General features: G+C 61.5%; 8 protein-coding genes and 2 pseudogenes. All 10 read right to left on the bottom strand.

Features of this window, described 5'->3' with window-relative positions; translation table 11 throughout:
• Positions 1 to 21 precede the first annotated feature (21 nt).
• Complete coding sequence (gene motD / locus AB4O25_RS10350; RefSeq protein ID WP_017527640.1) at positions 22 to 909, bottom strand: flagellar motor protein MotD; 888 nt, start codon at positions 907 to 909, stop codon at positions 22 to 24.
• Positions 910 to 1,003: 94 nt separating this feature from the next.
• Positions 1,004 to 1,743, bottom strand: a pseudogene (locus AB4O25_RS10355) (flagellar motor protein).
• Positions 1,743 to 2,893 (bottom strand): annotated as a pseudogene (locus AB4O25_RS10360) (protein-glutamate methylesterase/protein-glutamine glutaminase). Before AB4O25_RS10360 ends, AB4O25_RS10355 begins: the two co-directional pseudogenes overlap by 1 nt.
• A gap of 48 nt (positions 2,894 to 2,941) precedes the next feature.
• A complete protein-coding gene (locus AB4O25_RS10365) occupies positions 2,942 to 5,173 on the bottom strand; it encodes a chemotaxis protein CheA (protein WP_135196172.1) in 2,232 nt (743 codons plus the stop codon).
• Positions 5,174 to 5,184: 11 nt separating this feature from the next.
• Positions 5,185 to 5,973 carry a protein phosphatase CheZ gene (locus AB4O25_RS10370; protein ID WP_017527636.1) on the bottom strand — a complete coding sequence of 263 codons (789 nt, stop codon included), beginning with the start codon at positions 5,971 to 5,973 and terminating at the stop codon, positions 5,185 to 5,187.
• Positions 5,974 to 5,991: 18 nt separating this feature from the next.
• Positions 5,992 to 6,366: a chemotaxis response regulator CheY gene (locus AB4O25_RS10375; RefSeq protein ID WP_003192908.1), complete on the bottom strand. Its 375-nt coding sequence runs from the start codon at positions 6,364 to 6,366 to the stop codon at positions 5,992 to 5,994.
• A gap of 169 nt (positions 6,367 to 6,535) precedes the next feature.
• Positions 6,536 to 7,276: an RNA polymerase sigma factor FliA gene (gene fliA, locus AB4O25_RS10380; RefSeq protein ID WP_460150843.1), complete on the bottom strand. Its 741-nt coding sequence runs from the start codon at positions 7,274 to 7,276 to the stop codon at positions 6,536 to 6,538.
• On the bottom strand, positions 7,273 to 8,106 hold the full coding sequence (gene fleN, locus AB4O25_RS10385; RefSeq protein ID WP_003192912.1) for a flagellar synthesis regulator FleN: 834 nt from the start codon (positions 8,104 to 8,106) through the stop codon (positions 7,273 to 7,275). The genes fliA and fleN overlap by 4 nt, the downstream gene beginning before the upstream one ends.
• 104 nt (positions 8,107 to 8,210) lie before the next feature.
• Positions 8,211 to 9,527, bottom strand: coding sequence for a flagellar biosynthesis protein FlhF (gene flhF, locus AB4O25_RS10390; protein ID WP_017527634.1), 1,317 nt, complete (start codon positions 9,525 to 9,527; stop codon positions 8,211 to 8,213).
• Between the two features lie 12 nt (positions 9,528 to 9,539).
• The gene (flhA, locus tag AB4O25_RS10395) at positions 9,540 to 11,654 is read right to left on the bottom strand and encodes a flagellar biosynthesis protein FlhA (RefSeq protein ID WP_460150960.1); all 2,115 of its coding nucleotides are present in this window, start codon (positions 11,652 to 11,654) and stop codon (positions 9,540 to 9,542) included.
• Positions 11,655 to 11,962 lie beyond the last annotated feature (308 nt).

Below are 11,962 nucleotides of genomic sequence, written 5' to 3' on the forward strand. Positions count from 1 at the left end.
GCGACCGAGACATTGCATAGGTTATTGAGCCGGTGACGGAGAATTGACGGCACTCTGCCGAACCAGCGGTTTTACCGGGGCCGGTGCAGTTTGTGTGCCAGCGCGCTTCAGGGCCGCGTCCGGTGTTGCATTGGCGGTGCCGGTCCCGGTCAGGCTGCGGCGCACATCCAGGTTTCGCGAGACCACCAACACCACGCGCCGGTTGCGCGCGCGGCCTTCCAGCGTGGCGTTATTGGCCACCGGCTGAAACTCGCCGTACCCCACCGAGGCCAGGCGCCCGGGGTTTACGCCCTGCATCGCGAGCATGCGCACGATGCTCGCGGCACGCGCCGATGACAGTTCCCAGTTGGTCGGGTACTGCGCGGTGCTGATCGGCACGTTGTCGGTAAAGCCCTCGACGTGCACCGGGTTCTCGAACGGTTTGAGGATCGCCGCCACCTTGTCGATGATGGTGAACGCCTGATCGCTGGGCATTGCATCGGCGCTGGCGAACAACAGGCTGGAGTTGAGTTCGATCTCTACCCACAACTCATTGCCGCGCACGGTCATCTGGTTGGAGCTGATCAAGTCGCCGAACGCGGCACTGATGTCATCGGCGATGCTTTTCAGCGGGTCGCTGGTGCCCCCCACGCCGGCGGCTGTTTCGTCACTGTCGTTGACCAGCGGCTTGGCCGGCGTCACGGTCTTGGGTCGCTCTTCACCGATGGGGATCGGCTTGAGCGCGCGGTCGGCGTCGTTGAACACGCCGATCAGCGCCTGGGAAATGACTTTGTACTTGCCTTCGTTGATCGACGAGATGGAATACATCACCACGAAAAACGCAAACAGCAAGGTGATGAAGTCCGCGTAGGACACCAGCCAGCGCTCGTGGTTGACGTGTTCTTCAGGCTCGCGGCGGCGACGGCTCACAGGCAGGCACCTCTCTGTACACCACTTATGTAACCGCCCCGCTCACAGGGGTGAGCGAGCAAGCTCGCTGGCCACACGTCATTGTTCATATCCATCAGTCCATGAAGCCCTGGAGCTTCAATTCGATGGAGCGCGGGTTCTCGCCCTCGGCAATCGACAGGATGCCTTCGAGCAGCATTTCGCGGTAACGGGATTGGCGCATGGCAATCGACTTGAGCTTGCTCGCTACCGGCAACAACACCAGGTTGGCGCTGGCCACACCGTAGATGGTGGCAACGAACGCCACGGCAATCCCGCTGCCCAGTTGCGAAGGGTCGGCGAGGTTGCCCATCACATGGATCAAGCCCATCACCGCACCGATGATGCCGATGGTCGGCGCGTAACCGCCCATGCTTTCGTAGACTTTGGCCGCGTTGATGTCGCGGCTTTCCTGGGTGTAGAAATCCACCTCAAGGATGCTGCGGATCGCTTCCGGCTCGGCGCCGTCCACCAGCAACTGCAAGCCTTTGCGCGCGTAGCTGTCGGGCTCGGCATCGGCCACGCCTTCCAGCCCCAGCAGGCCTTCCTTGCGGGCGGTGAGGCTCCAGTTGACCACGCGGTCGATGCCACCGGCCAAGTCGACGCGTGGAGGGAAATGATCCAGATCGCGATCTGCATTGCACGCTTGAACGAACTCATCGGCGACTGCAGCAACGCGGCGCCCACGGTGCCGCCAATCACGATCAGCGCCGCCGGCCCGTTGGCCAAGGCGCCCAGGTGGCCGCCTTCGAGGTAGTTGCCGCCAATGATTGCGACAAACGCCATGGTGATGCCGATCAGGCTCAACACATCCATTAGAGGCAGGCCTCCACCAAATGCTTGCCGATGTCGTCCAGGCTGTACACGGCGTCGGCCAGGTCCGCCTTGACGATGGCCATGGGCATGCCATAGATCACACAGCTGGCTTCGTCCTGGGCCCAGATCGCACTGCCGCCCTGCTTGAGCAGGCGCGCGCCTTCACGGCCGTCGGCGCCCATGCCGGTGAGCACCACCGCCAGAACTTTGTCACCGTAGGACTTGGCCGCCGAACCGAAGGTGATGTCCACGCACGGCTTGTAGTTGAGGCGCTCATCGCCCGGCAGGATTTTGATCGCGCCACGGCCGTCGACCATCATCTGCTTGCCGCCGGGGGCCAGCAGCGCCAGGCCAGGGCGCAGAATGTCGCCATCCTCGGCTTCCTTGACACTGATGCGGCACAGCTTGTCCAGGCGTTCGGCAAAGGCTTTGGTGAACGCGGCGGGCATGTGCTGGATCAACACGATCGGCGCCGGAAAGTTGGCCGGCAACTGGGTCAACACGCGCTGCAAGGCGACCGGGCCACCCGTGGAGGTGCCGATGGCGACCAGCTTGTAGGCTTTGCGCTTGGGTGCCGGCGAATGCGCCGTTGCAGTGGCCGGGGCCGACGTGCGTACCGGTGGCGGTGCAGGCCGTGCAAGCGGCGCGGGCGCCGGGCGACCGAACGAGGCACGGCTGGAGGCAGCCGGCGGAGCCACCGCTGCCGGGGCAGGCGTCGGTGTCGGTGTCGGCGCGCTGAACAGGCTGCGGCGGTTACTGCGCGAGATGCTGTGGACTTTCTCGCACAGCATCTGCTTGACCTTCTCGGGGTTGCGCGAGATGTCTTCGAAATTCTTCGGCAAAAGTCCACCGCACCGGCATCCAGCGCATCGAGGGTCACTCGGGCGCCTTCATGGGTCAGCGAGGAGAACATCAATACCGGGGTGGGGCAGCGTTGCATGATGTGCCGGACTGCCGTGATGCCATCCATCATCGGCATCTCGTAGTCCATGGTGATCACGTCCGGCTTCAGCGCAATGGCTTGATCAATCGCCTCTTTGCCGTTGGTGGCCGTGCCGACCACCTGGATGCTTGGATCGGCGGAAAGAATTTCCGAGACGCGGCGGCGGAAGAAACCCGAATCGTCCACCACCAGGACCTTGACTGCCATAAACACTCCGTTAGGTGGGGCGGGCGAGACCGCCCTGCCCCACCAGAATCAAATACGCCGAGCGGCGTAACGCTTGAGCATGCTCGGAACATCGAGAATCAGCGCGATCCGACCGTCACCGGTGATGGTCGCACCCGACATGCCCGGGGTTCCCTGCAGCATTTTGCCCAAAGGCTTGATGACCACTTCTTCCTGGCCCACCAGTTGATCGACGACAAAGCCGATACGCTGGGTACCCACGGAGAGAATCACCACATGACCTTCGTGCTGCTCTTCATGGGCGGCCGATGCAACCAGCCAGCGCTTGAGGTAGAACAGGGGCAGCGCCTTGTCGCGCACGATCACCACTTCCTGGCCGTCCACCACGTTGGTGCGCGACAGGTCGAGGTGGAAGATCTCGTTGACGTTGACCAGCGGGAAGGCGAACGCCTGGTTGCCCAGCATCACCATCAGGGTCGGCATGATCGCCAGGGTCAACGGCACCTTGATCACGATCTTCGAGCCTTGGCCCTTGGTCGAGTAGATGTTGATCGAACCATTGAGCTGGCTGATCTTGGTCTTCACCACGTCCATGCCCACGCCACGGCCCGACACGTCGGAGATCTCGGTCTTGGTCGAGAAGCCAGGGGCGAAGATCAGGTTGTAGCACTCGGTGTCGGTCAGGCGGTCGGCGGCGTCCTTGTCCATCACGCCACGCTTGACCGCGATATTGCGCAGGATGGTCGGGTCCATGCCCTTGCCGTCATCGGTGATCGACAGCAGGATGTGGTCGCCTTCCTGCTCCGCCGCCAGGATGACTTTGCCGCCACGGGACTTGCCCGAGGCTTCGCGTTCTTCCGGGGTTTCGACGCCGTGGTCGACCGCGTTGCGCACCAAGTGGACCAGCGGGTCGGCCAGGGCCTCGACAAGGTTTTTGTCGAGGTCGGTTTCTTCACCCACCAGTTCCAGGTTGATCTCTTTCTTCAGTTGGCGCGCCAAGTCACGCACCAGGCGCGGGAAGCGGCCGAAGACTTTCTTGATCGGCTGCATCCGCGTTTTCATCACGGCGGTTTGCAGGTCGGCGGTCACCACGTCGAGGTTCGACACGGCCTTTTGCATGGCTTCATCGCCACTGCTCAGGCCCAGGCGCACCAGGCGGTTACGTACCAGCACCAGCTCGCCGACCATGTTCATGATGTCGTCCAGGCGCGCGGTGTCCACGCGCACGGTGGTTTCGGCTTCACTGGCGGGTTTGTCCGCAGGCGGCGCCGCGGCGGCGGCACGCGCTGGGGCCGCAGCCGGCGCCGCCGCTGGGGCAGGTGCCGGTTTGGCGGCTGGAGCGGCTGGAGCGGCAGCTTTGGCGGGTGCAGCCGCTTTGGCGGCAACCGGTGCTGCCGTAGCGGCGGCAGGTGCAACCTCGCTGAACTTGCCCTTGCCGTGCAAATCGTCAAGCAGGGCTTCGAATTCGTTATCCGTGATCAGGCCATCAGCGGCAGGCTGCGCAGGGGCGGCAGGCGCAGCGGCGGTGGCGGCGACTGCCGGCAAGGCGTCGGCCGCAAAGGTGCCTTTGCCGTGCAGTTGGTCGAGCAACGCTTCGAATTCGTCGTCGGTGATGTCGGTGCTGACCGGCCCGCCCGCTGCGGCAGGTGCAGGAGCGGCAGCGGCAGGCGCCACCGCATCAGCGGCGAACTGGCCTTTGCCATGCAGCTGGTCGAGCAGCGATTCGAATTCCGCGTCGGTAATGTCTTCGCTGGTCGGCGCCGCTGCCGGGGCTTCGGCGGCCGGTGCTTCGGCTTCGGCCTTGACGGCACTGAGGGAGTTGAGCAGTTGTTCGAACTCAGTGTCCGTGACATCCGCTTCAGGCTCCGCCACAGGCTCCGGCGCCGCTTCAACCACCGGCGCGCAAGTGTCCGCAGGCTCTGCATAGCGCGCCAGGGCCGCCAACAGTTCCGGCGTGGCCGCCGTGATCGGGGCACGTTCACGCACTTGGCTGAACATGCCGTTGACCGCATCCAGTGCTTCGAGAATCACGTCCATCAACTCCGAATCAACGTGACGCTCACCCTTGCGCAGGATGTCGAACACGTTCTCGGCGATGTGGCAGCACTCCACCAGCTCATGGAGCTGGAGGAAGCCGGCGCCCCCTTTTACAGTGTGAAAACCGCGAAAAATTGCATTGAGCAGGTTCGCATCATCCGGGCGGCTTTCCAGCTCGACCAGTTGCTCGGACAGTTGCTCTAAAATTTCGCCGGCCTCTACAAGGAAATCCTGAAGGATCTCTTCATCGGCGCCGAAGCTCATGTGGGTGCTCCTTAGAAGCCTAAACTGGATAACAGGTCATCTACGTCATCCTGACCTGACACAACGTCTTCACGTTTATCGGCATGAATCTGCGGACCTTCACCCTTGGCGAGATGTTTTTGTGGATCTTTTTCCGAGAGGATCGCTTCGCGGTCATGTTCAATGCCGGCAAAACGGTCAACCTGGCCTGCCATAAGCACCAATTTGAGCAAGTTGCTTTCCACTTCGGTGACCAACTGGGTCACACGCTTGATCACCTGACCGGTGAGGTCCTGGTAATCCTGGGCCAGCAAAATATCGTTGAGGTTGCTGGAAACCGTGCGGTTTTCCTGCTCGCTGCGCGACAAGAAGCCTTCAACCCGACGTGCCAGCTCACGAAACTCCTCAGCCCCGACTTCCCGGCGCATGAAGCGGCCCCAATCGGCGCTCAGGGCCTGGGCTTCAGTGGCCATGCCGTTGACCAGGGGCGTGGCGTTCTCCACCAGGTCCATGGTGCGGTTGGCCGCCGCCTCAGTCAGCCTGACCACATAGGACAGGCGTTCGGTGGCATCGGTGATCTGTGAGATTTCTTCGGCCTGGGGCATGTGCGGGTCAATCTGGAAATTGACAATCGCACTGTGCAGCTCGCGTGTGAGCTTGCCCACTTCCTGATACAGGCCGCGGTCACGGGTCTGGTTGAGCTCATGGATCAACTGCACCGCGTCGCCGAACTGGCCTTTTTCAAGGCTGTCGACCAACTGGTGAGCATGTTTTTTCAGGGTCGACTCAAAGTCTCCCTGTGACGTTTCGTTATGCTCCATAGCTCCCCCGCGATGGCATCAGCCGTGGATGCGTTCGAAGATTTTTTCGATCTTCTCTTTCAAGGCCAGTGCAGTGAATGGCTTGACCACGTAACCGTTAACACCCGCCTGGGCAGCTTCGATGATCTGCTCACGCTTGGCTTCGGCGGTGACCATCAGCACGGGAAGGCTGCGCAGCTTTTCGTCGGCCCGCACATGACGCAGCAAGTCGATACCGGTCATGCCCGGCATGTTCCAGTCGGTTACCAGAAAGTCGATGCTCCCGCTGTTGAGGATCGGAATCGCCGTAAGGCCATCATCCGCCTCGACCGTGTTTGTGAACCCAAGGTCACGCAACAGGTTTTTTATGATCCGCCGCATCGTTGAGAAGTCATCAACGATGAGGATTTTCATGTTCTTGTCCAATTCGACCTCCAAGCAGTCTTAAACGCGCCCAGCACCTGGACGCGTCATTTCAATCAACAGGCATTACACAAAAAGGACTGCCGGGGGCACCACGGGCCGAACCCGCGAAGATCCATCACCTTCGCGGTATCGCTTTGCAGTGTCCCCACACTGCCTGTCAGCGCGCTCGCCACTCTCCCAAACGCCCCCGCAAGCGAGCGGCGCACTGGCTGTGTAACTGGCTGACTCGCGATTCGCTGACCCCCAGGACCTCACCGATTTCCTTGAGGTTCAGCTCTTCGTCGTAGTACAGCGCCAATACCAGTCGCTCACGCTCAGGCAAATTGGCAATCGCGTCCGCCAACGCACCCTGAAAGCGTTCATCTTCCAGGTCTCGCGCCGGCTCCATATGAGTACTCGCGCCGTCCTCGTGCAGCCCTTCATGTTCACCGTCCTGCAACAGGTCGTCGAAACTGAACAGGCGGCTGCCCAAGGTGTCGTTCAAAATCCCGTAATAATCGTCGAGACTCAATTGGAGTTCGGCCGCAACTTCGTGATCTTTAGCGTCGCGACCGGTTTTTGCTTCAATTGCGCGAATTGCGTCACTGACCATGCGCGTATTGCGGTGTACCGAACGAGGCGCCCAATCACCCTTGCGCACTTCATCGAGCATGGCGCCCCGGATACGGATACCCGCATACGTCTCGAAACTCGCGCCTTTGGTGGCATCGTATTTGGTTGACACTTCGAGCAGGCCAATCATGCCGGCCTGGATCAGGTCTTCGACCTGGACGCTGGCGGGCAGGCGTGCCAGCAGGTGATAGGCGATGCGCTTGACCAGCGGCGCATAACGCTCGATCAACTCGCCCTGACCGTCACGGGCGGACTTCTTGTAGGCGTTATAGCCGTTCGCTGTCATAGCACGGGTCCTGCGCTCGTCTGATGTACCAATCGCTCGACGAAAAACTCCAGATGCCCCCGTGGGTTGGCGGGCAACGGCCAAGTATCGACCTTTTGGGCAATAGCCTTGAACGCCAATGCGCATTTGGAACGAGGGAACGCTTCGTAGACCGCACGCTGCTTTTGCACAGCCTTGCGCACACACTCGTCGTAGGGAACTGCACCGACGTATTGTAAGGCGACATCGAGGAAGCGATCCGTGACCTTGGTCAACTTGGCGAACAGGTTGCGCCCTTCCTGCGGGCTCTGGGCCATGTTGGCCAGTACGCGGAAGCGGTTCATGCCGTAGTCACGGTTAAGTAATTTGATCAGGGCGTAGGCGTCGGTGATCGAGGTGGGTTCATCGCAGACCACCAGCAACACTTCCTGCGCCGCGCGCACGAAGCTGACCACGGATTCGCCGATCCCGGCGGCGGTGTCGATCACCAGCACGTCGAGGTTGTCGCCGATATCGCTGAATGCCTGGATAAGGCCGGCATGCTGCGCCGGGCTCAGGTGCACCATGCTCTGGGTGCCGGAGGCGGCCGGCACGATGCGGATCCCGCCAGGGCCTTGAAGCAGCACATCGCGCAGCTCACAGCGCCCCTCGATCACATCGGCAAGCGTGTGTTTGGGCGTCAACCCCAGCAGAACGTCGACGTTCGCCAGTCCCAGGTCAGCATCCAGCAGCATGACGCGACGGCCAAGTTCTGCCAGGGCCAGGGACAAATTCACTGACACGTTAGTTTTTCCGACGCCACCTTTGCCGCCGGTCACCGCGATCACCTGTACGGGATGCATGCTGCCCATTTTATTTCTTTACCTTGTCTTGCTTAGACGCAGGCTACATGGCTTGGCCGCGTGAATCGCTTGCAGACCATCGATGTAGATACTTTTCACGGTGTTCATCTGACTCAACCGACCCGTTTTGCCGGGTTGTGATAGAGATCGGCGAACATGTCGGCCATCGCTTCCTCGCTAGGCTCGTCTTGCATTTGTACGCTGACGGCGCGGCTGACCAACTGATGACGGCGCGGCAGATGCAGATCATCCGGGATCCGCGGCCCATCGGTCAGGTAAGCCACCGGCAGTTCGTGGCTGATAGCCAGGCTCAGCACTTCACCCAGGCTGGCGGTTTCATCCAGTTTAGTCAGGATGCAACCGGCCAGCCCGCAGCGTTTGTAGCTGTGATACGCAGCGGTAAGAACCTGTTTCTGGCTGGTGGTTGCAAGCACCAGGTAATTTTTTGACTTGATGCCACGCCCGGCCAGGCTTTCGAGCTGCATACGCAACGCCGGGTCGCTGGCTTGCAGGCCGGCGGTGTCGATCAGCACCACGCGCTTGCGCAGCAGCGGGTCGAGGGCATTGGCCAGGGATTGACCGGGGTCGACATGGGTAACCGGCACATTGAGGATGCGGCCCAGGGTCTTGAGCTGTTCCTGGGCGCCGATACGGTAGCTGTCCATGCTCACCAGCGCGATATTCTGGGCGCCGTACTTAAGCACATAACGGGCGGCAAGCTTGGCCAGCGTGGTGGTCTTGCCCATGCCGGCCGGGCCGACCATGGCGATCACTCCGCCCTCTTCCAAGGGTTCGATCTGTGGCGTGGTGATCATCCGCGCCAAGTGGGCCAGCAACATGCGCCAGGCCTGGCGAGGCTCTTCGATTTCGTGGGTCAGCGCCAACAGGTCGCGGGACAACGGGCCGGACAGGCCGATGCGTTGCAGGCGACGCCACAAGTTGGCCTGTTGCGGTTTGCTGCCTTGCAGTTGGGTCCAGGCCAGCGAGCCGAGCTGCACTTCGAGCAACTCGCGCAGGCCATTGAGTTCAAAGCGCATCGAGTCGAACGCGCGCTGGTCGACTGCGGCGGCCGGGGCGGGCGCGGCAGGACGCGGCGGTTCGATGAAAGTGGGCTCGACCAACGGCTCGGCAGCCGTCAGCGGCAGGCCGGCGAACAACTGGCGATTGGTGGTGGCATCGCTGTCGCCGCGCATGCTCAGTTCGGCCTGGGCCGAGACGATGCGCGAGGCAGTCTTGCGCAGCTCGTCTTCAAGCTCCATGTTCGGCACGCGCGGCGCCAGGGCCTGGGGGGTGTAATCCAGGGCAGCCGTCAGCTCGACACCGCCGGCAATACGACGGTTACCGATAATCGCGGCGTCGGCGCCCAGCTCATCACGGACCAGTTTCATGGCCTGACGCATATCGGCGGCGAAAAAACGCTTCACTTGCATAACCCACTACCCTCAGCCGTTGGGCCCTACTGTCGCGACGATAGTCACTTGCTTGTTGTCAGGAATTTCCTGATAAGCCAAAACGTGCAAATTCGGTACTGCCAGGCGCCCGAACCGCGACAACATTGCCCGGACCGGGCCTGCCACCAGCAGAATCACCGGCTGGCCCTGCATTTCCTGGCGCTGCGCGGCCTCGATCAACGAACGCTGCAGTTTTTCAGCCATGCTTGGCTCCAACAGAACGCCCTCTTCCTGGCCTTGTCCTGCCTTCTGAATACTATTGAGCAATATTTGTTCCAACCTTGGTTCCAAGGTGATCACAGGCAGCTCAGAGTCAAGCCCTACAATGCTTTGCACGATTGCACGCGACAATCCGACACGCACCGCCGCCACCAGCGCGGCGGTATCTTGACTCTTGGCGGCATTGTTGGCGATGGCCTCGGCAATGCTGCGAATGTCGCGCACCGGCACCTGTTCGGCCAGCAGCGCCTGCAGCACTTTGAGCAGTTGCGACAGCGACAGCACGCCCGGCACCAGCTCTTCGGCGAGTTTTGGCGAGGCCTTGCCCAGCAAACCCATCAATTGCTGGACTTCTTCGTGACCGATCAACTCGTGGGAGTGCTTGTACAAAATCTGGTTGAGGTGGGTGGCGACCACGGTGCTGGCGTCCACCACGGTATAGCCCAGGGACTGCGCCTGGCTGCGCTGGCTGATTTCGATCCATACCGCCTCCAGGCCAAAAGCCGGATCTTTGGCGGTAATGCCGTTGAGGCTGCCGAACACCTGGCCGGGGTTGATCGCCAGCTCGCGGTCCGGGTAAATCTCGGCTTCGGCCAGGATCACCCCCATCAGCGTCAGGCGGTAGGCACTGGGCGCCAGGTCGAGGTTGTCGCGGATGTGCACGGTGGGCATCAAAAAGCCCAGGTCCTGGGACAACTTCTTGCGCACCCCCTTGATCCGCGCGAGCAATTGGCCGCCCTGGTTGCGGTCCACCAGCGGAATCAGGCGGTAGCCGACTTCCAGGCCGATCATGTCGATGGGCGTCACGTCGTCCCAGCCCAACTCCTTGGTTTCCTGGGCACGGGCCGGGGATGGCAGCAGCTCCTGCTGGCGCGCGACCTCCTGCAGCGCCTGCACTTTGACTGCGTTTTGCTTTTTCCAAAACAGGTAGGCACCGCCGCCGGCCAATGCGGCCATGGTCAGGAACGACACATGAGGCATGCCCGGCACGATACCCATGATCGCCATAATGCCCGCCGCCACGGCCAGGGCCTTGGGCGAGGCGAACATCTGCCGGCTGATCTGCTTGCCCATGTCTTCGGAGCCCGACGCACGGGTCACCATGATTGCAGCGGCTGTTGATAACAACAGTGATGGCAATTGCGCCACTAAACCGTCACCGATGGTCAGCAAGGCGTAGACCTTGCCCGCGTCGCCGAAGGTCATACCGTGCTGGAAGATACCCACGGCAATGCCGCCGATCAGGTTGATGAACAGAATCAGCAGGCCGGCGATGGCGTCACCGCGCACGAATTTGCTGGCGCCGTCCATGGAGCCGTAGAACTCGGCTTCCTGGGCCACTTCCAGGCGGCGCGATTTGGCCTGGTTCTGGTCGATCAGGCCGGCGTTGAGGTCGGCGTCGATGGCCATCTGCTTGCCGGGCATGGCGTCGAGGGTAAACCGCGCGCTCACCTCGGAAATCCGTCCGGCGCCTTTGGTCACCACCACGAAGTTGATGATCATCAGGATCGCGAACACCACGATACCGACCACGTAGTTACCACCGATCACCACTTCACCGAAGGCCTGGATCACCTTACCGGCCGCGGCGTGGCCGTCCTGGCCATGAAGCATCACCACGCGGGTAGAGGCCACGTTCAACGCCAGGCGCAGCAGGGTCGCCACCAGCAAAATCGTCGGGAACACCGCAAAATCCAGGGGCCGCAGGGCATACACGCACACCAGCAGCACCACCACCGACAGGGCGATGTTGAAAGTGAAGAACACGTCGAGCAGGAACGGCGGCATCGGCAACATCATCATTGCCAGCATCACCAGCAACAACAACGGCACACCCAGATTGCCCCGCGAGAGGTCAGTCAGGGTCGTACGGGCCGTGCCGAGCATTTGAGAGCGATCCACCACCGGTATTCCTCGTAACGTAAAGCAAACTTTTGACGCCGGGAGGCATCCTGGTGGCGGTATTGCAAGAAGCTGTCCAACTTTGGTTTGGGGGCGTGAACAACCTCACAAGCGAGCGTTTCTACAGCCCTAGCCCCAGTTAAATGTGGGAGGGGGCTTGCTCCCGATGGCGGTGTATCAGGCAATAGATTAATTGGCTGAACCACCGCTATCGGGAGCAAGCCCCCTTGTGTCTTGATACGGGATTAAGCTGAGAGTGAGAGGGTGAGTGGCAAGCTGAATGCCCGAAGTGC

It is taken from the genome of Pseudomonas sp. S3_A03, from assembly GCF_054668275.1.